Raw genomic sequence first — 24,439 nt, forward strand, 5'->3', positions numbered from 1 at the left:
CCCGGTCTGCACACCCAAGTGGACTGTCCGGAGTGGGGTTTTCCCTACCCCCCGTCCGGACGTGCCGCGGCGGCGCGCCCGGGAACGCCGCAGGGGCGCCACCCCAACGGGTGCCGCCCCTGCGTCAGTTGACGGGGCCGACCGGGTCGACGGGGTCGACCGGCCGGAAGGCTCAGGCCTCCGGGTTGCCGCCGAACCGCTCGCGGTACGACTCCAGGTCCTCTTCGGTGATCTTCGCGAAGAGCACCGGCGGCACGGTGAACGGCGTTCCCGCCGGCACCGCGTCGAGGGCCGCGGCCTGCTCCGGGGTGATCCACGCCGCCGTGTCGTCGGCGAGCGTGAACGCGGAGCGCATGGCGCGCGCCGAGGCCGGGATGAACGGCTCGGAGACCACCGAGTAGAGGTGGATGAGGTTCATCGCGGTGCGCAGCGTGAGCGCGGCGCCCTCGGGGTCGGTCTTGATCTCCAGCCAGGGGGCCTTCTCCTCCAGGTAGGAGTTTCCGGCCGACCACAGGGCGCGCAGCGCGGCGGCCGCCTTGCGGTACTGGAGGGTGTCCATGTGGCCCTCGTACTCGGCCAGCAGCTCGGCGATCTGCGTGCCGAGCTTGACCTCGGCCTCGCCCGCGGCGTTGCCCGCCGGGACCTCGTCGCCGAAGCGCTTGCGCGAGAAGGAGAGCACGCGGTTGACGAAGTTGCCGAGGGTGTCGGCGAGGTCCTTGTTCACCGTGGTGGTGAAGTGCTCCCACGTGAAGGAGGAGTCGTCGGACTCGGGCGCGTTGGCGATGAGGAAGTAGCGCCAGTAGTCGGCCGGCAGGATGTCGAGGGCCTGGTCGGTGAAGACGCCGCGCTTCTGCGAGGTGGAGAACTTGCCGCCGTAGTACGTCAGCCAGTTGAAGGCCTTGACGTAGTCGACCTTCTTCCAGGACTCGCGGGTGCCGAGCTCGGTGGCCGGGAACATCACCGTGTGGAACGGGACGTTGTCCTTGGCCATGAACTGCGTGTAGCGGACGTCCTCGGCCTCGTACCACCAGGCCTTGTAGTCGCGGTTGGCCGGGTCGGCGTCCGACCACTCCTTGGTGGCGGCGATGTACTCGATCGGGGCGTCGAACCAGACGTAGAAGACCTTGCCGTCGGCGGCCAGCTCGGGCCAGGTGTCGGCCGGGACCGGGACGCCCCACTCCAGGTCACGCGTGATGGCGCGGTCGTGCAGGCCCTCGGTCAGCCACTTGCGGGCGATGGAGGACGCCAGCTGCGGCCACTCCTCTTCGTGCTCCGCGACCCAGGCCTCGACCTCGTGCTGCAGCGCGGACTGGAGGAGGAAGAGGTGCTTGGTCTCGCGGACCTCCAGCTCGGTGGAGCCGGAGATGGCCGAGCGGGGCTCGATCAGGTCCGTGGGGTCCAGGACGCGGGTGCAGTTCTCGCACTGGTCGCCGCGGGCCTTGTCGTAACCGCAGTGCGGGCAGGTGCCCTCGACGTAGCGGTCCGGCAGGAAGCGGCCGTCGACCGGCGAGTACACCTGACGGATCGCGCGCTCCTCGATGAAGCCGTTCTCCTGGAGCTTGCGCGCGAAGTGCTGGGTGATCTCGGCGTTCTGCGCGGACGAGCTGCGGCCGAAGTAGTCGAAGGACAGCTCGAAGCCGTCGTAGACCGCCTTCTGGGCGTCGTGCGCCTGCGCGCAGAACTCGGCGACCGAGATCCCGGCTTCCTTCGCGGCGAGCTCGGCGGGGGTGCCGTGCTCGTCGGTGGCGCAGATGTAGAGGACGTCGTGGCCGCGCTGGCGGAGGTACCGGGAGTACACATCCGCCGGAAGCATCGACCCGACCATGTTGCCCAGGTGCTTGATCCCGTTGATGTAGGGAAGCGCGCTGGTGATCAGGTGTCGAGCCATCCTCGGATGCTCCATTTCATATATGCCGGTACAACGTGACGTGCGGTTCATCGTATCGAACCGCCGAAACGCCACGCGCCGCATTTCTTCGGGGTGGACGTGAGTGGGTGCAACGCAAAAGCGAGGGCTGTGACCACTGCGTCACGGCCCTCGCGCTGCGGCCATGGTACAGCGGGGGAAGCGGCCACCGGACCGCCGTCCGCGCCTCCGTCCGCGCCGCCGCCGCGCTGTCGGCGACGGCTCCTCGCCTCCGCCGGCGGTCAGTCGCGGCCGCCCGGGCCGCCGTCGAGCGCGGTGATCCGGGCGCCGCTCGCCAGCCGGCCCGTCAGGGCGGGCGCCGGGCCCTGCGGTCCGGCGACGGGTACGGCCAGGGTCCGGCCGGCCGCCTCCGCACGGACGGCGCCGTCCGCCGTGATGCCCGCGACCTCGCGGCTGCCCGCCGCCAGCAGGTACCAGCGGCCGGCCGGCGAACGCCACCGGGTGCCCGCCAGCACGTGCTGGCCGAAGCGCCCGCACGCCGCGGTCGACCGGGACCGTGCCACGTCCTGCGGGGGCCCGGCGGGCGGGCGCAGCTGGACGAGTACGTCGCCCGGGCCGGACCAGCCGGAGGCCCGGGTGCAGGTCCAGACGGCCCGGCCCGCGCCGTCGGGGAGTTCGGAGTCGGCGAAGTCCCAGATGTTGACGGCCCGTACCGAGCCGTCGCGGTACTCCCGCAGCCGGCAGGCCACCGGCGCCCACGCGGCCCGCGCGGCGGGGCCGGTTGCCTCGCGCGGCTGGCGCGCGGCGACGGCGGCCGGACCGTCGGGCAGCGGCGTGTAGGTCAGGTGTACGGGGGTCAGCGCGCCCAGGTCGGCGAGGACGAAGGCGTGCTTCTCCACGATGCGGGCGGAGGAGGTCAGTTCCAGTACCGGCCAGGTCCCGCACGTTCCGCCGGGGCCGCCGGGGCCGCCGGAGCCGTCCGCGGGGGGCACCGTGGTCCGGGGCACCGCGGTCTCCGCCGTGACCCCGTCGGCGGAGACGGACAGGGGCCGGGCCGTGTCCCCCGCCCGGAGCAGGTCGCGGGTGCCCGCCCGCGCGATCCACGGTGCGAGCAGGTACCGGGCCCGGCCCCCGGCTCCGCCCGCACCACCGGCTCCGGCCGACCGGGTCAGCGTCAGCGCGGCGGCGGTGGTCACGTTCGCCTCGTCGGTACGGGCGAACGCGAGCTCCCGCCCGCGCGGCCCGTCGGCGGCTTCGCCGTAGCGCACCACCCGGTCCCCGTCGCTCAGCAGCACCACCGCCCGCCCCGCGACGTCCCCCGCGTACAGGAGCTGCGGGGCGCGCAGCGGGGCGTCGGTCGCCGTCCCCGGCGCGGCCGTGACCTCCACCTCGCGGGGGCGCGCGGCCCAGGCCCCGAGGGCGCGGGCGAGCAGCCCCCGGTCGGCGGTACGGGCGCCGCGCGCGGGCCAGGCGGTGAAGTCGACCCGGGCGGTGTCGGCCCAGGCCCCGGCGGGAACACGGACGAGCCGGGCGGGGTCCAGCACCCCGGCGGCGGCCGGTCCGGCGAGCGGCGAGGCGTCGGGGCGCGGCGACCCGTCGGCGGCGAGGAAGACGGCGGCCAGGGCCAGCGCTACCGCGGCGGTCCAGCCCGCGCGGGTCCGGCGGCGCCGGCGCAGCAGGTCGGTGGGGCGGGCGCTGACCACGGTGGCGTCGAACCCGGGTCCGCGCACGGCGTGCAGGAGCGTTTCGCCGATGGGGTCCCCGCCGGGGACGCCACCTGTCGTTGCGAAGGCTCCGGTGGTTGCGACGACTCCGGTGGTTGTGAAAGGTCCGGTCGTTTCGCAGGATCCGGTCGTTGCGAAAGGTCCGGTCGTTGCGAAAGGTCCGGTCGTTGCGAAGGGTCCGGTCGTTGCGAAGGCTCCGGCGAACCCCTCCACCCCCGGCCCGGCCCCGGCCCCGCTCCCGGGCGGCGAGACCCCGGCCGTCTCCGCCGCCGCCGCCGTTTCCGCCGCACCGGCACCGACACCCGCACCCGCACCCGCCGCGGAGCCTCCCTGCTCCGGAGCCCCGCCCCCGCCCGCCCCGCCCGTCCAGTGGATCCGCGCGGCCAGCGCCACCGCGTCCCCGGGATCCCCCACCCCGGCCGCGGCGAGCAGCCGGACCACCGCCTCCTCGGGCAGTCCGTCGATGCCGTGCAGCACGAACGCGGCCCGGACCGGTCCCGGTGCCCCGCCCAGCGACCGGGCGAGCTCGTCGATCCCGCCCGCCGGGGGCCACAGCCGCAGCCCCCACACGAAGGGCGGCACCGGCGGCCACCCGAGTCCGGCCGCGGCGGTGCGGGCCCGGCCGGACGGAGCCAGGCTCGCGCGCAGGACCCGTACGCGCACCTCGGTCAGCGGGGCGCCCGGGCCGTCGGGACCGGCCGGGGCCTGAGTGGTGCCGCGCCCGCCGCGCGGGAGCGCCCGCTGGACCGCCTTGTGCGCGAGGAGCACCCGGGCATGACGGCCCAGGGTGACCGGGAGCGTCACGTAGGCGAGCCGCACCAGTCGGGGGTACTGCTCGACGAGGACGGCCTCGGCCTGCTCCACGGCAGTGGATCCGAATCGCTGTGTTGTGCCCACGCTCCGGCAAACGAGTGAATCTTGGGATGGTCACACGCCGTGCACCCCGACGGAGCGCGGAACGGGAGGCACAACGGAGGGGCATATGCGTTTGTGCTGGTTGAGCGCGCGTGTGGTCGACATCGATCAGCACACGGACATCACTGAACGTAATTCCTCCAGGTTTCGTCTCTGCGCCCTCTGGATGCGCCCGCGCTGATTTCCTTGCCGCGCACACGGGATGGGGTGGAGCGGTGAGCGATGGCAGCGGGCCGGAGGAGTCCGGTGGCGGGGCCGTGGGTCTGCCGAGCCGGCGACGGCGGCCGACTCCCATGACCCAGTGGGATTCGACGGCACGCCTGTCGTACTGGGCCTTCCACGCCGACCGGCGCCCGGCCTACATGCGGTTCGCGTACCTGCAGCTGGGCTCGGACGCCGCGGCCGAGGAGGCGGTCGACGCCGCCTTCGACTCGATCATGTGCGAATGGCTGCGGATGCTGCACATGGACCGCCTCGACGCCTACGCGTGGACCGTCCTCAAACAGCGGCTGGTCGACCGCCAGTACCGCCGCAGCCCCTGGCCGGATCCGATGGACACCAGTGCCTTCGAGGCAGCGCTCAAGGAGGCCCACGCGGACGCCGACCAGTACGAGGTGCTCACCGACACCATCCGCTTCTACTCCGCCGTCTCCCGGCTCGCCGAACGCCAGCGCGACACCGTGCTGCTGCGGTACGGGCTCCAGTGCACCCCCGGCGAGGCCGCCTCCATCATGGGTGTCGACGAGGCGACGGTCCGCTCGCAGCTCGGCCAGGCCCAGCGGCGGCTCGCCCGGCTGCTCGACACGTCCGCCGAATCATGAGCCGCAACACGAGCCGGGGCACCAGGCGCGAGGACGGCGGACTCCCGCGCTCCCTGGAGCAGTTCCTGGCCCGGGCCAGTGTGCGCGACCGCTATCCGCACTACGACCTGGGCGCGGCGGAGGCCCGGCTGCTGCGGGGCGCCGGCTCCCCGGCACCGCGTCCGGTTCCGGGGCCGGTTCCGGGGCCGAAGCCCGGGGCCGCGCCGGTTCCCCGGCGCGGTTCGGCCCACGGCCGGCGCCGCACGCTGGGCTGGAGCGATCCCGCGCGGGACCTGCCGCTGGACTCCGAACGGGCCGGGCGCGACCTCAAGGCCGCCTGTCTGGCCTCCGTCTGCGCCACGGGGGCCCGGGAGCGGCTCGACGCGTTCGAGAGCGGCGGCCACGCCGACCTGCCCGGAGCCGTCGTCTTCGGCTGCCTGCTGCACCTGGCCGGCCTGCGCGAAGGGGCCCGGTTCTGGTGGCAGTTCGCCGCCGGGTCCGGGCGCACCCGGACCACGCACGCCGCGTACTGCCTCTTCCTCGACCACTCCCGGCGCGGCGAGCACCACGACGCCCGGGTCTGGGCCCTGGAGCTGAGCAGGCGCCGCTTCCGGCCGCACGGACACCGGGATCTGCGCGAGGTGCGGCTGTGCGCGCAGGCGGCCGTCCTGCGCTACGTCGACCAGCTCCACGATCCCGACCTGGGCCCGGTGCCGCTGCCCAGACCGGGGGTCTCCCTGGCGCTCGACGCGTTCCGGCCGGCCACCGCCCCGGCGCGGCCGCCCCGGCTGGGGGCCGGCCCACTGCGCCACCCCTCGCTGACGGCGGCGGCCCGCGGGACCGTCGTCCAGCCCGGCGGGGGCGAGGCCCTGGCTGCGGCGCGCCGCGCCCTGGCCGTCGTACGGGTCCTGGAGCGGCGGCCGCTCGGAGTGCGGGCCGGACCGCTCGGACGGGAGGCGGGCCTGGCCGAGGCGGAGCTCGGGCCGGTGCTGTCGATGCTCTGCGAGGAGGGGTACGCGTACCGGTCCGGCGTCGGGGTGTACGCCCCGGGGCCGGCCCTCGACCGGCTCGCGGCCCCGGGCGGCCGGGGCCTCGCGGGCCAGCTGCAGCGCACCCTGGCCCTGGCCCGGGACAGCGCGGGCGCGGCCGTGTACCTGAGCCGGTACGTGGACGGGGAGGTCCGGATCACCCAGATGGCGGACGGTCCCGGGGCCCCGCCCGTGCGGGAGTGGGTGGACTTCCGGGACGCCGCGCACGCGAGCGCGGTGGGCAAGTGCCTGCTGAGCCAGCTCGACCACGACGGCCGTGCCGACCACGTGGCCCGGCACCGGACCGCCCGGCTCACCGAGCGGACCATCACCGACAGCCGGGCCCTGTTCACGGCGCTGGACGCGGTGGCCCCCGGGGCGCCCGTCTTCGACCTGCGCGAATACGCCCCCGGCGTGGTGTGCGCGGCGGTACCCCTCACGATCGGGGACGCGGCCGGCAGCCTCGCGCTGTCGCTGCCCGGCGGGCACGCGCACCGGCTGGAGCGGGCCACCGGGGCGCTTCGGCGCAAAGCGGTGCCGGTACTGCTGGCGCTGCTGCTGGCCGGGGCGATCCCGCCGGATCCCGCGGACGACCCGACCGTCCTGGACGCCCTGGACCCTGCGGATCCCGCCGGATCCACGGACCCCGGGGCCGCGCCGGACGGCTCGGACCGCTCGGACGGCCACCGGACCCCGGAGGACCCGGATGCCGTTCCGGGTCCGGTGCCGGTCACGGCGGAGACCCTGCGGCACCTGCGCAGCCTCTTCCGGACGCCGCTTCCGCGGGGCTCGGGCGGGGGCGGGGGCGGGGCCGGGGGGCCGCATCTGGTCAGCGACAGCGCCTCGGAGGCGGCGTACCTCTTCGACGCACCGCAGGCCGGCGGGGCCCCGGGGCTGGTGCTCCCGCACACGTTCGCACCGCTGGTGCCGGGCAGTCTGCGCACGGCCGACGGGCTGGTGGTGCTGCGGACCTGAGGACGGTCAGGGAGTCACGGGGCCCGGGGTGCCGGGGACGAAGGTGGCCAGGGCGGTGTCGAAGTGGCGCCTGGCCTCGGCGAGTTTGCCGACGGGCGCGGAGACCCAGATGTCGTACATCCGGCCGTTCTCGTCCCAGCACAGGTCGTAGCTGTGCCGGGCTCCCTCGGACGCCGAGAAGCCGTCCCAGGTGAACTCCCAGAGGGCGGCCGGGAGTTTGCCGTGTTTCGTCGAGACGACCGAGCCGGCGCGGTAGCCGGGGTTGGTGTCCGGGCCGTTCGCATGGGCCTGCCGCATCACGCCGAGCGGGCCGCCGGGCACCGGCATCTTCACCCGGATCCCGATCCGGAAGGCGCCGTCCGGCGAGATGTAGAAGACCCGCTGGTCGTCGGTGGCCCGCTGGTAGTCCTCGGGTACGGCGATGCCGAAGCCCTGGGGATCGGCGAAGGTCCGGTACCCGGCTGGCAGCTCGCCTGACCTCCCGCCCACCGGAGTCGGAGTCGGGCTCGGGGGCGCAGGGGAGGCCGGGGACACGGGAGTTCCGGAGGCCCCGGCCACGGGCGCGCTCCGCGACGCCTGCCCCTGGCCCGCCCCCTGGCCCGCCCCCTGACCCTGGCCCTGACCCTGACCCTGACCCTGGCCCTGCGCCTTCTCCCCGCCGCCGAGCAGCGAGGCGCCGGCCACCGCTCCGGCCGCCACCAGGACGACGGAGGCCGCGACCAGCCCGAGGCGCAGGCCCGGCCGGGTGGCGACGAGCTGCCTGGCCGTCGGGCGCGGAGCCACGGCAGGCGCCGTCAACCCCTCGGAATCCGGCGCCGACTGGGGTCCGTACCCCAGTGCCGCCGCCGGCGCCGGTACGGGTACGGGCATCCGGTCGGCGGGCTCCATGGCGCCGCCGGCCAGGTACGCCGACAGCAGCCGGTCCGCCTCGGCCGCCGTCATCCTGCGCTCCGGGTCGCGCTCCAGCAGGCCCCGGATGACCGGCAGCAGCGGACCCGCCTGCGCGGGCGGGCGGATCTCGGCGGAGACGACGGCGTGCAGGATGCCGCCCAGCGAATCGCGCCGGAAGGGCGACTCCCCGGTCAGCACGGCACACATCAGCGTGCCCAGCGACCACAGGTCGGCGGCCGGACCGGCCTCGGCGCCCTGCATCCGCTCGGGAGCGGTGTACTCGGGCGAACCGACGAACGCGCCCGTCTGACTGATGGTGGTGGCTCCGGAGAGCCTGGCGATGCCGAAGTCGGTCAGGACCACCCGGCCGGTGCCCGCCTCCATGAGGACGTTGGCCGGTTTGACGTCCCGGTGGAGCACTCCCCTGCTGTGCGCGGCGGTCAGGGCGCCGAGCAGCGCGAGCCCGGTCCTGGCCGCCTCCACCGGGGTGAGGGTCTTCCCGGTGGAGATCAGGTCGGCGAGCGAACCGCCGTCGACCAGTTCCATGACGATGCAGGGGCGCCCGTCGTGTTCGACCACGTCGTGGACGACGACGACATGGGGGTGGCGCACGTGTGCCACCGCACGCGCCTCGCGCAGTGCCCCGGCGGCCACTCCGGCCCCGTCGCCCTCGCCTATGTGGAGTTCCTTGACGGCGACCGGCCGGCCGAGGAGTTCGTCGGTGGCCCGCCAGACGGTCCCCATCCCGCCCCGGCCCAGCCGCTCTTCCAGGCGGTACCGCCCGGCCACCACGACACTGCCGCGCACCTCGTCCTGCGCCACTGCGCTCCCCCTCACCTGGTCCCGGGCCCATGATGCCGCAGCCTGCACGCCTCCCGGTTCCCCGCGCCGAAGCCCCGTCGGCGTTCCCCGTCAGCGCCCCGCCGGCGCACCCCGCCGCACCCTAGAATCGCGGTGGCACCGGTCACAGCTCTACGGGGGGGGCACACGTGGAACCCACAGCCATCGGGCTCCGGCTGGCTTCGGCCGTGGTCGGACCGCTCGTCCGGAAGTTCTTCGTCGCCGAAGCCCCCGGGGCGGGCCTGGTCGACAAGCCGGTCCGGCTCTCCGGATACGTCTCGTTCAAGGGCGAGAAACGCACCCTCACCGAGTCCGACGTGCACGACCTGGCCGCCACTCTGGTCCGGCAGGCACAGCGCACGGGCGAACGCCGCGTACCGGCGGACGAGGAGGAGGCCGTCACCGACGCCCTCGCCACGACACTGCACGCCCTCGGCGACCTCACGATCACCGATGTCGACGCCGTTCGCCTCGGCCCGGAGGCCTTCGCCCGCGAGCTGCGCCGCGCGGGCGACCATCCGGAGCGCCGTCTCTCCGCCGACGCCGCGCACTTCTACGAGGCCCTGCTCGGCGTCGCCGCCCTGCACATCCTGGAGTTCTTCACCCAGCGCAAGACGTTCACGGCCCACGCACTGGTCAGCCAGACCCGCGCGGTCGGCGAACTGACGGCGAAGACGGACGAGTTGATCCGGCGCAGCCCGCTGCCCGACGCGGCCGACGCCGCGTTCGAGGCGGCGTACCTCCCCTACGTGGCGAAGAGGCACGCCAGGCTCACCATCTACGGGATCGACCTGAGCCGTTCGCCGGCCCGGTGGCCGCTGGACGTGGCGTACCTGAGTCTGGAGGCGGCGCCGCCGCGGGCGCCGGAGCCGTCCTTCGACGCGTACGAGAGTGCGGACGACCACCGCGAGGCCCGGCGGGCCGGGCTGCGGCACCTCGCCGAGTCCCGGCCCGCGGACCAGGCGCTGGCCCGCAGCCCGCGCGTCCTGCTGCGGGGCGAGGCCGGTTCGGGCAAGACCACGCTGGTCCAGTGGCTGGCCGTCACCGCGGCGCAGCAGGACCGCGCGGACCGGCCCGCGCACCTCCGCGACCGGGTTCCCTTCGTCCTCCCCCTGCGCACGCTCACGCGCCACGGCGAACGGCTGCCCGCGCCCAAGGACTTCCTCGGTGCGACCGGCTGTCCCCTGGCGGGCTCCCAGCCGCCCGGCTGGGAGCACCGGGTCCTCTCCGCCGGGCGGGGCCTGGTCCTGGTGGACGGCATCGACGAGGTCCCGGAGCCCGAACGGGAGCGGACGCGCCGCTGGCTGCGGGACCTGATCGACACGTACGACGGCGACAACCGCTGGCTGGTCACCTCCCGCCCGTCGGCCGTCGGCCAGGACTGGCTCTCGGAGGACGGATTCGGCGAGCTGGCGCTGTCCGCCATGGGGCCCTCCGACACCGCCACCTTCATCAGGCGCTGGCACGCAGCTGCCCGCGGCGAGGCCGGCGACGCTCCCGAACTCGACGGCTACGAGGCGCAGCTCCTCACCGCCGTCCGCACCAAGGGCGACCTCGGCAGGCTGGCCACGAACCCGCTGATGTGCGGGCTGATCTGCGCGCTGCACCGTGACCGGCGGGGCTATCTCCCGCACGGGCGCAAGGACTTGTACGAGGCCGCGCTGTCGATGCTGATCAGCCGCCGGGACCGGGAGCGGGACATGAAGGTCCCCGACCTCCGGGAGGAGCCGCAGCTCGACCTGCTCCAGCGGCTCGCGTACTGGCTGATCAAGAACGGCCGTACGGAGATGGACCGTTCGCGGGCCGAGGACATCATCGGCCGGGCCCTGCCCGCCGTCCCCGAGGCGGCTGCCCTGGGTGATGCGCGGACCGTCTTCGAGCACTTCCTCCAGCGCAGCGGGCTGCTGCGCGAACCGGCTCCGGGGACCGTGGACTTCGTCCACCGCACCTTCCAGGACTTCCTGGGTGCGCGGGCCGCGGTGGAGGAGGGCGACTTCGGCCTGCTCGCCTCGCACGCCGCCGACGACCAGTGGGAGGACGTCATCCGGATGGCGGTCGCCCTGGCCCGGCCGCGCGAGCGGGTGGCGTTCTTCGGGGACCTGCTGGCCATCGGCGACCACGCCGGCGATCAGCGCACCGGGTTCCGCGTCTACCTGCTCGCCGCCGCCTGCCTGGAACACGCCACGACTCTGGAGCCTTCCGTCCGGGCGGCCGTGGAGGCCCGCACCCGGCACGTGATTCCGCCACGCGGCGACATCGAGGCCCGCGCCCTGAGCGAAGTGGGCCCGCTGGTCCTGGACCTCCTGCCCGGCCCCGAGGGCCTCAGCGAGATGGAGGCGTCCTGGACGGTGGTCGCGGCCTCCCGGATCACCTCCGATGCCGCCCTGCCCTTCCTGGCCGGGTACGCCGGGCACCCCTCCCTCGCCGTGCGCAGTCAGCTCGTTTGGGCCTGGTCGCGCTACGACACGGTTCGGTACGCGGAGGAGGTCATCGCGCGGCTGGACCCGGACGGACTCCACTACACCGTCACCTCCGACGAACAGCTGCACGAGCTGGAACGCCTGACGGTGCGGGTGGATTCGCTGGACGTCAGGGCCGCCGTGTCCGTGGAAGCCCTCGACTCGTACCTCTCCCGGCACACCCTGACGGGGCTGCGGCTCATGGAGCACCCGGTCCGGGATCTGGGACCCCTTTCCGGGCACACCGGCCTCGGCGTGTTCGTGGCCGCCGACTGCCCGGGTCTCGTCGATCTGTCCCCCCTCCGCGGGCTCCCGCTCCGGGACGTGCACATCGAGACCACGACGGCCGTGGACCTGCGCCCGCTGGAGAGCCTGGCGGCCCTCACCCACCTGCGGATCAGGAGCTCGGCCGCCCTGGGCTGGTCCCTGGACCGCCTCCATCCGCAGGCGCCCCTGCAGCAGCTGCACGTGGCGGGCGAGGCCCTTCCCGAGCGGGGGCTCGCAGGACTGCACCGGTTCACCGGGCTCACCTCCCTCAATGCCCCGGGACCGCTGTCCGCCGGGGACTGGCAGGAGATCTCCGCTCTGCCCTCCCTCACGTACCTCGCCGTGGACGCGCTCTCGTTCACGACCCTTCCCACCGGCACGGTCCTGCCGCACGTCATCGATCTGCACCTGCGGGACCACGACGGCGTGCACGTCGCCCAGCAGGTGATCGACCGGCTGCCGCACGTCTTCCCCGGCCTCCTCGTCTGCCGCTTCAGGGGGAAGCCGGCCGCCGGGGGCGAGATCGACGTCTCCCCGCTGGCGTCGATGCCCGATCTGACGGGATTCCACATCGACCTGCCGTCCGACCAGCTCCGGGGCGGGTCCGCGCTCCCCGATCAGCTGGGGGTCTTCGCCCTGGACGACTGACCCGGCCGACCCCGCCGGCCGCCACCCGGGCCCTGATCCGATCCGCCACGCTCCGGGTAAGGTGTCGGACCGTGGCTGATCGTCGAACGGCAATCATGGAAGGCGCCGCGCGGGTCATCGCCCGGCGCGGCGTCCGCGGCCTGCGCGTGGAGGAGCTCGCTTCGGAGGCGGGTGTGTCCACGGCGTTGATCTACTACCACTTCAAGGACCGCGCGGGCATTCTGCGCGCGACCCTGGAGTTCATCAATGACCGCGCGGAGCGGTACACGACCGAGCGGGATCCGGCCGGGCCGCCGCTCGACGCCCGGGGCGAGCTGGAGCAGACGCTCCTGCTGGAGTTCCAGGACGCCCCCGGGGTGCGGGAGAACAGCACGGCCTGGGGAGAGCTGCGGGCCAGCGCGGTCTTCGACCCCGACCTGCGGGAAGAGCTCGCCGGCGCCACCCGCGTATGGATCCAGGAAGTGACCGAGCTGCTCGGCCGGGTCGAGCCCACCGCCGGTCCCGCGCCGCTCACCGGCGCCGCCGAGCGGCTGACGGCCCTGGTGGAGGGGCTGAGCGCGCGCTGGCTCAGCGGCAGCCTGCCCCTGGCGCACGCCCGCGAGCTGATGGTGTCGGCCATCGCCGCCGAGCTGGACCGCCTCGCCCGCGCCTGACCCCGCACCACTGGTCCCACCAGTCCAGCCCGCATCACTACACCCACCGGTCATCTCAGGGGATCACGCACGTCTCACATCTTGACTGAATTTTCAGTCAGTGACAGAGTTCTGGCCACGGCCAATCTCGGCGCCCGCACCTGATCCGGAGATTCACCGATGCACGGCTCCCCCACCGGTAACCGCTCCCTCTTCGGCCGGCTCTTCGGCTCCTCCCCCTCCCGCAGGCACGTCCTGGGGGCCGCCGGCCTCGGAGCGGCGGGATCCGTGCTCGGCCCGGTGGCGGCGTCCGCAGCCCCGTCGGCGGCCCCGCGGCCGGCGAGTGCGGAGCTGCCGCGCTGGCGGGTGGACCGGGACGACGTCCGCCACGCCCGTACCTGGATGTCCTGGCCGTCGCGCCCGTCCATCTGGGGCGGCCGGGCACTGGGCGGGGTCCAGGAGGACATCGCGCTGATCGCGAAGACCATCGCGCGCTTCGAGCCCGTCGTCATGTGCGCGCCGGACGCCTACACGGCCGCCGCGGCCCGCTCCTCGTGCGGCCCGGCGGTCGAGGTGATCACCTCGGTCGCCACCGACGACCTGTGGATGCGCGACATCGCACCCGTCTTCCGCCGGGACGGCCGCGGCGGGCTCGACGCGATCGGCCTGAACTTCAACGGCTGGGGCAACAAGCAGACCCACTCCTACGACGCCGACGTGGCCGAGACCATCGCGTACGACAACCACCTCGTCTTCACCAGGACGGAGTTCGTCGGCGAGGGCGGGGCGATCGAGACCGACGGCGACGGCACCCTGATGGCCACCGAGAGCAGCCTGGTCAACAAGAACCGCAACCGGGGCATGAGCCGGGCCGAGGTGGAGGAGGCCGTGCTGCGCGCGTACGGCGCGGACAAGATGATCTGGGTCCCCGGCATCAAGGGCAAGGACATCACCGACGACCACATCGACGTGACCTCGCGCTTCGTCCGCCCCGGTGTCGTGATGGTGCAGGTGCCGCCGGCGGACCGCGACGACGTCTGGGCGCGCGACGCCCGCGAGCAGCTGTCGGTCCTCTCCGCCGCCACCGACGCCCGGGGGCGGCGGCTGACCGTCATCCGGGTCGCCGGCCCGGACACGGTGCGCTCGAAGAGCTCCCAGTTCGTCGACTCGTACCTGAACTTCCACGTGGTCAACGGGGCGGTCATCACCGCCCAGTTCGGCGACGCGGCGAAGGACGCCGCGGCCAGGGCCACCCTTGCCGCGGCCTTCCCCGGCCGGACCGTCGTCCAGCTCGACGTCGACCGGCTGATGGCCGGGGGCGGCGGCATCCACTGCTCCACGATGCACGAGCCGCTCCCGTAGCGGACCCCGGACCGGAGCCGCCGACCCCTGCTCCGCCCCTTCCCTTCACAGACGAGGCCGTATGCGATGCGACTGACACCGACCGAGCGGGACCGGCTGCTGATCTTCACGGCGGCCGAACTGGCCCGTACCCGCCGCGCGCGCGGCGTGAAGCTCAACGTCCCCGAGGCGACCGCGCTGATCACCGACACCGTGTGCGAGGCGGCGCGCGACGGCCGCCGGCTGGCCGAGGCGATCGATGCGGGGCGTCACGTACTCGGCGCCGAGGACGTGCTGCCCGGAGTGCCCGACGTGGTCACCTCGATCCAGGTCGAGGCGGTGTTCGACGACGGCACCCGGCTCTGCGTCATCGACGATCCCTTCCGGCAGGCGGGTTCGCTCGGGGCCGACGCTCCCGGCGCCGGACTGCCCGGGGACGGCGAGGGGTACGGGCCCGCCGAACCGACGGTGCGGCTGGCCGTGCGCAACACCTCCGGCGTGCCCATCAGCGTCACCTCGCACTTCCACTTCTTCGAGTCGAACCCGCGCCTCGCCTTCGACCGCGCCGCCGCCTACGGCACCCGGCTTGCCGTACCGGCGGGCTCCTCGGTCCGCTTCGACGTCGGAGCTTCCGTCGTGGTGGACCTGGTGCCCATCGGCGGGGCGCGCGTCGCCATCGGATTCGCCGGTCTGGTCGACGGCCCGCTGGACGCCCCCGGGGCGCGCGAGGCCGCCCTGGCCAAGGCCCGGGCGACGGGGTACCTCACCGAATACCGGCACCAGGAGCAGGAGCAGGCATGAGCGGCAGCATCTTCGACTCCGCGGGCTGTCACGGCCGTCCGGGCGCGGCCCCGGCGGACAGTACCGACCCCCACGACTACATGGCCGTCCACGGGCCGCGGGCGGGCGACCGGGTCCGGCTCGGGGACTCCGGGCTCATCGTCCGGGTGGAGTCCGATGCGCAGCGGCCCGGGGACGAGTTCCTGGCCGGGTTCGGCAAGACGGCCCGTGACGGACTGCACCTCAAGGCCGCGGCCGTCCGTGACACCTGCGACGTGGTGATCAGCAACGTGCTGGTCATCGATGCCGTCCTCGGCGTCCGCAAGGTCTCCATCGGCATCCGCGAGGGCCGCATCCACGCGATCGGCCGGGCCGGCAACCCCGACACCCTGGACGGGGTCGACGTGGTCGTCGGCACCGGCACCTCGATCGTCTCCGGCGAGGGCATGATCGCCACCGCGGGCGCCGTGGACACGCACGTGCACCTGCTCTCCCCGCGGATCATGGAGGCTTCGCTCGCCGCGGGCGTCACCACGATCATCGGCCAGGAGTTCGGCCCGGTCTGGGGTGTGGGCGTCAACTCCCCGTGGGCGCTGAAGCACGCCTTCAACGCCTTCGACGCCTGGCCCGTCAACATCGGCTTCCTGGCCCGCGGTTCCTCCTCGGACCCGGCCCCGCTGATCGAGGCGCTCGCCGAGGGAGGTGCCTCCGGCTTCAAGGTCCACGAGGACATGGGCGCCCACACCCGCGCCCTGGACACCGCCCTGCGCGTGGCCGAGGAGTACGACGTGCAGGTCGCCCTGCACAGCGACGGGTTGAACGAGTGCCTGTCGGTCGAGGACACCCTGCGGGTCCTGGACGGCCGGACCATCCACGCCTTCCACATCGAGGGCTGCGGCGGCGGCCACGTCCCCAACGTCCTGAAGATGGCCGGAGTGCCGAACGTCATCGGCTCCTCCACCAACCCCACCCTGCCCTTCGGCCGCGACGCGGTAGCCGAGCACTACGGCATGATCGTCTCCGTCCACGACCTCAAGCCGGACCTGCCCGGCGACGCCGCCATGGCCCGTGACCGGATCCGCGCGGGCACGATGGGCGCCGAGGACCTCCTGCACGACCTGGGGGTCATCGGCATCACCTCCTCCGACGCCCAGGGCATGGGCCGCGCGGGCGAGACCATCCGCCGCACCTTCGCCATGGCCGCCAAGATGAAGGCCGAGCTCGGTCCGATGGACGGCGAGGGCTCCTACGGGACGGCGCGGAGCGGTGACGACAACGAGCGCGTGCTGCGCTACATGGCCAAGCTGACCATCAACCCGGCCATCGCCCACGGCCTGGCCCACGAGATCGGCTCCATCGAGGTCGGCAAGCTCGCCGACATCGTGCTGTGGCGCCCGCAGTACTTCGGCGCCAAACCGCAGCTGGTCCTCAAGGGCGGATTCCCGGCATACGGGGTCACGGGGGATCCGAACGCCGCCACCGACCGCTGCGAACCGCTGGTGCTCGGACCGCAGTTCGGCTCGTACGGGGCCACCGCAGCCGACATATCCGTGGCGTTCGTCTCCGAAGCGGCTGTGCAGAACGGTGACTTGATGCCCACCCGGCGCCGCCGCGTGGCGGTCCGCGGGACCCGGGGCATCGGGCCGAAGGACATGCTCCGCAACAGCCGGACCGGCAGCGTGGACGTGCACCCCGCAACGGGGCTGGTGTCGCTCGACGGGGAGCCGCTGGTCTCCGAGCCGGCCGACTCCATCTCGCTGAGCCGCCTGTACTTCCTCTAGACGGCGCCCCCTCAGCGGCGCTCCCCCTGGGCTGAGCTTCCCCTAGGCTGAGCTCCCTCCAGACGGCAGCTCCCCCAGGCGGGCCGGCCCGGCGGCCCCGCGGGTGGCGCCGCTCATCTCCGCCTCCATGCCCGGCCTGCCGTCCGCTAGACGGTCAGTTCCCCGTCGATCGCCTCGGCGAGGAGCCGGCGTGCGTGTTCCAGGGGAAGCGAGCCGCTGAGCCACCGGACGCTGAGGCCTTCGAGGAGGGCCGTGAGCCGTTCGGCGGCGGCCGCGTGCTCGGGGGCCGTGCCGGTGGGCCGGGCCTGGGCGAGGAGGTAGGAGATCTCGTGGACCCAGCTGTGGGTGGCCTTGGCCACGTCCTCGCGCAGGTCGGCATCGAAGACGGCGCTGGCCCTGAGCTCGCCCCAGGCGGTGCTGTTCTCGCGTACTTCCGGGGTGTCCTGGAGTTCCAGGAGCAGGGTCCGCTTCAGTTCCTCGCGGGGGCTCTCCGGGTCGTCCGGGCCGTCTTCCCGCTCGGCCGTGTAGCGCTCGGCACGGTCGCTGATGAACTCCAGCGTCCGGCGCAGGATCCCCGCGCGGTCGGTGAAGTGGTAGTAGATCAGCGAGGTGGACACGCCCGCTTCGGCGGCCAGCTCTCCCACGCGGAGCCCGCGCACGCCGCGGCGCGCGATCACTCGCGTGGCGGCCCTGAGTATTTCCGATCGACGGTCTGACACGAAGGGTCACTCTACCCGCCGGGCTCGTCACCTGGGGCTTTTCCTGACCGTAACATCAGGGCCCGGTTTCTGGCGGCAATGTCGCGATCAGGCCCCTTTGAACCACTGCCCGCACACCCTTCGACACGCGGTGTGGCCAGTTCCGCAACAGCTTGGCCAGAACCATTGACTGAATTTTCAGTTCGGTGGAGGATGCGGGCACTCCCACACCTACTGACTAAATTTTCAAACAGGAGAGATCATGACCAGTTTCCGGATGCCGGCCGAGTGGACCGAACACGAGGGCTGTCTGATGGCCTGGCCCACCCGGCAGGAACTCTGGGGCGACGTCTTCGACGAGGTCAAGGCCGAGTACGCCCAGGTCGCCGCGGCGATCGCCACTTTCGAGCCGGTCACCATGGTCGCCCTGCCCGGCGCCGGTGACGAGGCCCGTGCACTGTGCGGGCAGGGCGTCGACGTGATCGAGCTCCCGCTGGACGACTCCTGGTTCCGCGATTCCGGCCCGATCTTCGTCCTCAGCCAGGACGGCCGGCGGGCGGGCGTGGACTTCCGCTTCAACGCCTGGGGCGGCAAGCACTTCCCCTACGACACCGATGACAAGATCGCCGCGGCCCTGCTCCAGCACTTCGGTGTGGACCGGATCGACTCCCGGATGATCCTCGAGGGCGGTGCGATCACCGTCGACGGCGAGGGCACCCTGATCACCACCGAGCAGTGCCTGCTGCACCCGAACCGCAACCCGGACATGACCAAGGGGGAGATCGAGGCCGAGCTGATCGCCCGCCTCGGCGTCACCAAGGTGATCTGGCTGCCGTACGGCGGTCTGCTGGACACCGAGACCGACGGCCACGTGGACGGCGTCTGCGCGTTCGTCGCCCCCGCCACGGTGGTCGTGCAGCTGCCGGACGACCCCGCCCACCCCGACTACGAGCGCATGCGCGCCAACCGCGCCGTCCTGGAGGGGGCCACCGACGCCGCCGGCCGCCCCTTCACGATCATCGACCTGCCGCAGAGCTCGTTCGTCGACGTCGACGGCAAGGAGACCGAGGTCGGCTACCTCAACTTCTACATCGCCAACGGCGGGGTCGTCGTCCCGGTCGCGGACACCCCCGAGGACGAGGGCGCGCTCGCCGTCATCGCGTCCGCCCTGCCCGGCCGCAAGGTCGTCGGAGTCCGCTCGCGCGTGATCGCGTACGGCGGCGGCGGCGTGCACTGCATCACCCAGCAGGTCCCCGCCGCGGGCCGCACCGCCTGACCTGCTCGCCCCCTTCGCCGTGCCCGGACCGGCGGCCCGCCCCGAGTCCCGCCACTCGCCTCCGCCGGCCGCCCGGTCCGTACCTCCCCGCCCCGCATGGAAGAGAGAGCACCGATGCCCAGAGCCCTTCCCCTGACCGGAGCCGCCGGGTCCACCCGTCATCGGTCCACCCGCCGCCGGTACGCGCTCCCGGTCGCCGCGCTGGCCGCGGTCAGCCTGCTCGCCGCCTGCGCCGGCCCGCCCAAGGGCGGCGGACCCAAGACGGACACCGCCTTCAAGCTGTCCGCGGGCACCCCCGCCGCCGCCGGTGAACTCGACTCCTTCACCTGGGCCCTGTACGCGGAACCGCCGACGCTGGACTACATCGCGGCCTTCGACTACCCGCAGAACACGATCCTGTCGAACGTCTGCGAGAGCCTCATGCGGTGGACCCCGCAGCTCACCACGGTCCCGGGCCTGGCCGAGAAGGCCACCAACCCCACCCCCCTCACCTGGGTCTACGACCTGCGCGCGGGCGTGCACTTCCACGACGGCTCCGTGATGACCGCCGACGACGTGGTCTTCAGCCTCGGCCGGCAGACGGACCCCGCGAACGGCGCGGCCTGGGCCAGCCAGTTCGAGAACGTCGAGTCCGTCAAGAAGACCGGCCCGCTCCAGGTGACGGTCTCGCTGAAGCAGCCCGACTCGCAGTTCCCGCAGTACATGGCGACCGCCGCGGGCGTGGTGGCCTCCAAGGCGGGCGTGGAGAATGCCGGCGAGAACTACGGCACCTCCGGCAGCCTGGACTGCACCGGCCCCTTCAAACTGGGCACCTGGAACAAGGGCCAGTCGGTCGAGCTCCAGCGCTTCGACGGCTACTGGGGCACCAAGGCCAAGTCGAAGAAGGCGGTCTTCACCTTCCTGACCGACCCCTCCGCCCGCACGAACGCCATGCTGAGCGGCGAGGCCGACGGCGGGTACCTGATCCCCACCGAGAGCTACGCCCGGCTGCGCGCCAGCGGCGCGGGAACGCTCTACTTCGGCGAGGGCCTCAGCACCGTCAACGTCAACGTCACGAGCATGAAGGGCGCCCTGGGCGACGTCCGCGTCCGCCGGGCGCTGTCCCTGGCCCTGGACCGCAGCGGCTTCGTCAAGGCGGGTCTGGGCGGCGCGGGCACCGTGACCACCTCGCTCACCACCAAGGCCGCCTGGGCCGGGGCCCCCGCGAACCTCCGCGACTCCGCCTTCGCCGGCCTGCCCTCGCCCGAGCAGAACATCGACGCGGCCAAGCGGATGGTCGAGGAGGCGGGCGCCACCGGCAAGACGGTGACCATCGCCACCAGCTCGATCGGCCAGGACGTGTCGCTGCTGGCCACCGCCGTCCAGGACGCCGGAACCAAGATCGGCCTGAAGGTCGAGCTCAAGACCATCGCCCCCAACGCCTTCACCTCGCTGTTCACCGACCCCAAGGCGCGCGAGGGCCTGGACATGTTCCCGGAGACGTACTACGACTCCGTCACGGACCCGATGGACCTGCTGAGCAACTTCAAGACCGGGGCCTACCAGAACTACGCCGGCTACAGCGACGAGGCCTACGACGCGCTGACCGACAAGGCCCGGTCCGAGTACGACCCCGCCAAACGCTTCTCGGCGGCCGCCGAACTCCAGAAGAAGGCGGCCGACCAGCTGCTGTGGATCCCGGTCGCCGAATGGCCGACCGCCGTCTTCCTGGGCAAGCGGATCACCGGCGCGCCCACCACCATCTCCTACCTCTACTACCCGTGGGCGGCGGACGTCGGGGCGGCCGCACGATGAGTTTCCTGCGCTTCGCCGTACGACGGCTGGCCGAGATGGCCGCCACCCTGCTCGGCGCCTCCTTCGTCATCTTCGGCGCGCTGTACCTGGCCCCGGGCAACCCGGCGAGCTTCCTGCTCGGCGGCCGCTCCGCCTCCCCGGAGGCCCTGCAGGCGATCAACGAGCACTACCACCTGAACGACCCGTTCGCCGTGCGGTACCTGCGCTGGCTCGGCCAGGTGCTGCACGGGGACTTCGGCCGCTCGATCACGTACCGCACGGACGTGTCGCGGCTGCTGGCCGACCGGCTGCCCAACACCCTGATGCTGATCTCGATGGCGCTCGTACTGGTCCTCGTGCTCGGGCTGCTCCTGGGCTGGATCGGCGCGGTCCGCGGCGGGGCCGCCGACTCGGCGATCCTGGTGACCACCACCTTCGCCATCGGCACCCCGTCGTTCGTCGCGGCCGTCCTGCTGCAGGGACTGTTCGCGGTACGGCTGCACTGGTTCCCCACCGGGGGCGCCGGTGACGGGTTCGGGTCGATGCTGTGGCACCTGACCCTGCCCTCCGTCGCGCTGGCGCTCTACCTGATCGGCATGCTCGCCCGGGTCACCCGCGCCGCGATGCTCGACGTCCTGAGCCAGGAGCACGTCACGGTCGCCCGCAGCCGGGGCGTCCGCGAAAGCCTGGTGATCCGGCGGCACGTCTTCCGCAACGCGCTGGGGACCGTGCTCACCACCGGCGGGCTCATCGTCTCCACCCTGCTGGTCTGCACCGTCCTGGTGGAGTCGGCGTTCAGCGTGGGCGGCATCGGCCAGCTCCTCGAACTGTCCACCACCACCAAGGACTTCCCTACCGTGCAGGCCATCTCCCTCATCATGGTCGCGCTGTTCATGACGGTGAACCTCGTCGTCGACCTGCTCCATCCGCTGGTCGACCCCCGGGTCTCCCTCGGGCCTTCGAAGAAGGCCGCGTGAGCGCCGTCCTGGTGCGCCGGCCGGGCCTCGCCCGGCTCCGGACCTCCCGCGCCCCCCTCTCCCTGCTCTGCGCCGGATTCGTCACCCTCGTCGTCCTCGTCGCGGTGCTGGCCCCCTGGATCACGCCTTACGACCCCAACGCCGTCGACCTCGGCAACGCCCTCGCGGGCCCCTCCGCCGACCACCTCCTCGGGGTCGACTCCTCCGGACGCGACACGTTCTCCCGGCTGGTCCTGGGAGCCCGCACCTCGCTCCTGGGCCCGCTCGGCGTCGTCGTCTTCTCCACCGCGGCCGGCGTGGCGATCGGCACCGCCGCGGCCTGGCGGGGCGGCTGGCTCGACTCGGTGCTCTCCCGCAGCACCGAGCTGGTCTTCGCCTTCCCCGGCATGCTGCTGGCCATCCTGATCGTCTCGGTCTACGGCGAGGGCTTGCTCGCCCCCGTCCTCGCCCTGGCCATCGCCTACCTGCCCTACGTCAGCCGGCTCACCCGCTCCCTCGTCCTGGCCGAACGCTCCCGCCCGTACGTGGAGGCGTACCGGGTGCAGGGCCACTCGGGGACGCAGATCTGCCTGCGCCACGTGGTCCCCGCCGTCATGCCCGTCGTCCTCGCCCAGTCCACGATCAACTTCGGCTACGCCCTGATCGACCTGGCCGGTCTCTCCTTCCTCGGACTGGGCGTGCCCGCCCTGACCCCCGACTGGGGCCGCATGGTCTTCGACGGGAACGCGGCCATCCAGGCCGGCTACCCGCTCTCGGCGGTCGTGCCGTGCGCGGCCATCGTGCTGACCGTCGTCGCCTTCAACGTCGTCGGTGAGCGCTGGGCCGACAAGGTATCCAGGAGGGACCGATGAGACCGCTGAACACCCTTGAGATCCAGGGGCTGCGACTGCACCTGCCGGACACCTCCCGGCCCGTCCTCGACGGGGTCGACCTGACCGTCGGAGCCCGGGAGACCGTGGCACTGGTCGGCGAGTCGGGCTCCGGCAAGAGCCTCACCTCGCGGAGCGTGCTGCGGCTGCTGCCCCGCGGCGCCCGCACGGAGGGCGAGGTCCGGGTGGTCGGCGACGACGTGCTGACGATGTCGTCCGCGCGGCTGCGGGTACTGCGCACCAGCACGGCGGCGATGATCTTCCAGGACCCCCGGGCGGCCGTCAATCCGATGCGCCGGGTCGGCGACTTCCTCACCGAGAGCCTGCGCCTGACCGCCAAGGCCTCCAAGGAGGCCGCCGAGGAGCGGGCGGTGGCGATGCTGGAGGCCGTGGGCCTCACGGCCGCGGCGCTGCGCAAGTACCCCGGGCAGCTCTCCGGCGGCATGCTGCAACGCGTCGTGATCGCGGCCGCGTTGATGGGCGACCCCGCCCTCATCCTCGCCGACGAACCCACCACGGCACTGGACGTCACCTCGCAGGCCGAGGTGGTCGCCCTCCTCGGTGAACTGCGCGAACGCTTCGGCACCGGGCTGCTGTTCGTCACCCACGACCTCGGCCTCGCCGCCGCGATCAGCGACCGGGTCTACGTGATGTACGCGGGCCGGATCGTGGAAACGGGCCCGGCGGACGACCTGTTCGCCCGGCCCCGCCACCCGTACACGGCGGCACTGCTGAACTCCACCCCGCGCCTGGACGCGCCCCGGGGGCGGCTCGCCGCGATCGAGGGCCGGCCGCCGAGCCTGCGCGAGGAAATGACCGGATGCCCCTTCGCCGCACGCTGCGTGCTCGCGACCGACGTGTGCACCCGGGAGGCCCCGGCGCTGCTCCCGGTCGCCGGCGAACCGGGCCGCCTCGCCTCCTGCCACCACGGTGACCTGCTCGTGGAACGCGAACGGGCGGGGACGCAGCGGAAGGAACTCCACCCATGAGGACCGTGAGGATCTTGACGACCGAGCCGAACGAGCCGACCCGGGCAACCCATCCGGGCGCGCCTGCCTCGCCTGCCGCACCTGCCGCGCCGGAGACCGTTCTCGAGGTCGCGGGCCTGCACCGGGCCTACGGCAGCGTCCAGGCCGTGGACGACGTGTCCTTCCGGCTGGCGAAGGGCGGCTCCCTGGGCATCGTCGGCGAATCCGGTTCGGGCAAGACGACCACCGCCCGCATCGTGGTCGGTCTGGAACACGCCGACTCGGGCCGGGTCCTGATCCACGGCCGCGACCGGGGCGAACACCGGCGCGGCAGGGCGGGGCGCCTGGAGCGGGCCCGGGAGATCCAGATGGTCTTCCAGGACCCCTTCCTGTCCCTGGACCCCCGCACCACGGTGGGCGCCGCGATCCGGGAGACCCTCAGACTCCACTTCCCCGGCGCGGACCACACCCGCCGGATCACCGAACTGCTCGACCAGGTCGGGCTCGGCTCCCGCGAGGCGGACGCCCTGCCCCGGCAGCTGTCGGGCGGACAGCGCCAGCGCGTGGCGATCGCCCGCGCGCTGGCCGTCGAGCCCTCCGTCCTCGTCCTCGACGAGGCGGTGGCCGCCCTGGACGTCTCGGTGCAGGCGCAGATCCTGAACCTGCTCTTCGACATCCGCGAACAGACCGGCATCGGCTACCTGTTCATCACCCATGACCTCGGCGTCGTGCGCTGCGTCACCGATGACGTGATCGTCATGCGCAGCGGCCGGATCGTCGAGTCGGGCCCGACGGCGCGGGTACTCGCCGACCCCCAGCACCCTTACACGCGCCTGCTCCTGGAGTCCGTACCCCGCCCGGGGTGGGACCCCCGGAGCATCGCCGCTGCGCGTCGCGCTCTGTGAGGGGGGTGTGGGCGCGGCGGCGCCC

16 protein-coding genes and 1 pseudogene are annotated in these 24,439 nt (G+C 73.2%); 13 read left to right on the top strand and 4 right to left on the bottom strand.

Translation table 11 applies throughout. From position 1 onward, the window contains the following. Positions 1–172 precede the first annotated feature (172 nt). Both metG and OG904_RS03260 read right to left on the bottom strand, forming a co-directional pair. Complete coding sequence (gene metG, locus OG904_RS03255; protein ID WP_405487162.1) at positions 173–1,888, bottom strand: methionine--tRNA ligase; 1,716 nt, start codon at positions 1,886–1,888, stop codon at positions 173–175. Positions 1,889–2,148: 260 nt separating this feature from the next. Then, positions 2,149–4,455 (bottom strand): hypothetical protein, encoded by a 2,307-nt coding sequence (locus OG904_RS03260; RefSeq protein WP_405487164.1) that lies wholly within the window; start codon positions 4,453–4,455, stop codon positions 2,149–2,151. Between the two features lie 344 nt (positions 4,456–4,799). Between OG904_RS03260 and OG904_RS03265 the strand changes: the two genes are divergently transcribed. After that, a complete protein-coding gene (locus OG904_RS03265; protein WP_405487166.1) occupies positions 4,800–5,327 on the top strand; it encodes a sigma-70 family RNA polymerase sigma factor in 528 nt (175 codons plus the stop codon). 848 nt (positions 5,328–6,175) lie between these two features. Continuing rightward, positions 6,176–6,895 (top strand): annotated as a pseudogene (locus tag OG904_RS03270) (IclR family transcriptional regulator C-terminal domain-containing protein); the annotation flags it as partial. Positions 6,896–7,315: 420 nt separating this feature from the next. Here the strand turns inward: OG904_RS03270 and OG904_RS03275 are convergent. Further along, on the bottom strand, positions 7,316–8,944 hold the full coding sequence (locus OG904_RS03275; RefSeq protein ID WP_405497728.1) for a serine/threonine-protein kinase: 1,629 nt from the start codon (positions 8,942–8,944) through the stop codon (positions 7,316–7,318). 245 nt (positions 8,945–9,189) lie between these two features. Between OG904_RS03275 and OG904_RS03280 the strand changes: the two genes are divergently transcribed. The 5 genes from OG904_RS03280 (at position 9,190) to OG904_RS03300 (ending at position 16,948) form a co-directional block, all read left to right on the top strand. Further along, entirely contained in the window at positions 9,190–12,414 is a 3,225-nt protein-coding gene (locus OG904_RS03280) for an NACHT domain-containing protein (RefSeq protein ID WP_405487168.1), read from the top strand. 95 nt (positions 12,415–12,509) lie between these two features. Beyond that, positions 12,510–13,067 (top strand): TetR/AcrR family transcriptional regulator, encoded by a 558-nt coding sequence (locus OG904_RS03285; RefSeq protein WP_405497730.1) that lies wholly within the window; start codon positions 12,510–12,512, stop codon positions 13,065–13,067. A gap of 159 nt (positions 13,068–13,226) precedes the next feature. Continuing rightward, positions 13,227–14,408 (top strand): agmatine/peptidylarginine deiminase, encoded by a 1,182-nt coding sequence (locus OG904_RS03290; RefSeq protein ID WP_405487170.1) that lies wholly within the window; start codon positions 13,227–13,229, stop codon positions 14,406–14,408. Positions 14,409–14,474: 66 nt separating this feature from the next. Continuing rightward, complete coding sequence (locus OG904_RS03295; RefSeq protein ID WP_405487172.1) at positions 14,475–15,188, top strand: urease subunit gamma; 714 nt, start codon at positions 14,475–14,477, stop codon at positions 15,186–15,188. A gap of 80 nt (positions 15,189–15,268) precedes the next feature. Next, positions 15,269–16,948, top strand: a complete 1,680-nt coding sequence (locus OG904_RS03300; RefSeq protein WP_405497732.1) for an urease subunit alpha — start codon at positions 15,269–15,271, stop codon at positions 16,946–16,948. 146 nt (positions 16,949–17,094) lie between these two features. On the opposite strand, the gene OG904_RS03305 is transcribed toward OG904_RS03300, so the two are convergent. Then, entirely contained in the window at positions 17,095–17,667 is a 573-nt protein-coding gene (locus tag OG904_RS03305; protein ID WP_405487174.1) for a TetR/AcrR family transcriptional regulator, read from the bottom strand. 241 nt (positions 17,668–17,908) lie between these two features. Between OG904_RS03305 and OG904_RS03310 the strand changes: the two genes are divergently transcribed. From OG904_RS03310 to OG904_RS03335, 6 genes are all read left to right on the top strand, one after another. Then, positions 17,909–18,922 (top strand): agmatine/peptidylarginine deiminase, encoded by a 1,014-nt coding sequence (locus tag OG904_RS03310; RefSeq protein WP_405487176.1) that lies wholly within the window; start codon positions 17,909–17,911, stop codon positions 18,920–18,922. A 114-nt stretch (positions 18,923–19,036) separates the two neighbouring features. Next, complete coding sequence (locus OG904_RS03315; protein ID WP_405487178.1) at positions 19,037–20,716, top strand: ABC transporter substrate-binding protein; 1,680 nt, start codon at positions 19,037–19,039, stop codon at positions 20,714–20,716. Further along, entirely contained in the window at positions 20,713–21,672 is a 960-nt protein-coding gene (locus tag OG904_RS03320; RefSeq protein ID WP_405487180.1) for an ABC transporter permease, read from the top strand. Before OG904_RS03315 ends, OG904_RS03320 begins: the two co-directional genes overlap by 4 nt. Next, positions 21,669–22,523, top strand: coding sequence for an ABC transporter permease (locus OG904_RS03325; protein ID WP_405487182.1), 855 nt, complete (start codon positions 21,669–21,671; stop codon positions 22,521–22,523). The genes OG904_RS03320 and OG904_RS03325 overlap by 4 nt, the downstream gene beginning before the upstream one ends. Beyond that, the gene (locus OG904_RS03330; protein WP_405487184.1) at positions 22,520–23,530 is read left to right on the top strand and encodes an ABC transporter ATP-binding protein; all 1,011 of its coding nucleotides are present in this window, start codon (positions 22,520–22,522) and stop codon (positions 23,528–23,530) included. Before OG904_RS03325 ends, OG904_RS03330 begins: the two co-directional genes overlap by 4 nt. 116 nt (positions 23,531–23,646) lie before the next feature. Beyond that, the gene (locus tag OG904_RS03335) at positions 23,647–24,414 is read left to right on the top strand and encodes an ABC transporter ATP-binding protein (protein WP_405497734.1); all 768 of its coding nucleotides are present in this window, start codon (positions 23,647–23,649) and stop codon (positions 24,412–24,414) included. Positions 24,415–24,439 lie beyond the last annotated feature (25 nt).

Source organism: Streptomyces sp. NBC_00096 (genome assembly GCF_045041305.1).
GTDB lineage: Bacteria > Actinomycetota > Actinomycetes > Streptomycetales > Streptomycetaceae > Streptomyces.

What these genes read in the sequence shown, in the direction of transcription:
- metG (WP_405487162.1), bottom strand. Translation starts at nt 1,888, where the DNA reads ATGGCTCGACACCTGATCACCAGCGCGCTTCCCTACATCAACGGGATC.
- OG904_RS03265 (WP_405487166.1), top strand. Translation starts at nt 4,800, where the DNA reads ATGACCCAGTGGGATTCGACGGCACGCCTGTCGTACTGGGCCTTCCAC.
- OG904_RS03275 (WP_405497728.1), bottom strand. Translation starts at nt 8,944, where the DNA reads ATGGGGACCGTCTGGCGGGCCACCGACGAACTCCTCGGCCGGCCGGTC.
- OG904_RS03285 (WP_405497730.1), top strand. Translation starts at nt 12,510, where the DNA reads ATGGAAGGCGCCGCGCGGGTCATCGCCCGGCGCGGCGTCCGCGGCCTG.
- OG904_RS03290 (WP_405487170.1), top strand. Translation starts at nt 13,227, where the DNA reads ATGCACGGCTCCCCCACCGGTAACCGCTCCCTCTTCGGCCGGCTCTTC.
- OG904_RS03295 (WP_405487172.1), top strand. Translation starts at nt 14,475, where the DNA reads ATGCGACTGACACCGACCGAGCGGGACCGGCTGCTGATCTTCACGGCG.
- OG904_RS03300 (WP_405497732.1), top strand. Translation starts at nt 15,269, where the DNA reads ATGGCCGTCCACGGGCCGCGGGCGGGCGACCGGGTCCGGCTCGGGGAC.
- OG904_RS03310 (WP_405487176.1), top strand. Translation starts at nt 17,909, where the DNA reads ATGACCAGTTTCCGGATGCCGGCCGAGTGGACCGAACACGAGGGCTGT.
- OG904_RS03315 (WP_405487178.1), top strand. Translation starts at nt 19,037, where the DNA reads ATGCCCAGAGCCCTTCCCCTGACCGGAGCCGCCGGGTCCACCCGTCAT.
- OG904_RS03320 (WP_405487180.1), top strand. Translation starts at nt 20,713, where the DNA reads ATGAGTTTCCTGCGCTTCGCCGTACGACGGCTGGCCGAGATGGCCGCC.
- OG904_RS03330 (WP_405487184.1), top strand. Translation starts at nt 22,520, where the DNA reads ATGAGACCGCTGAACACCCTTGAGATCCAGGGGCTGCGACTGCACCTG.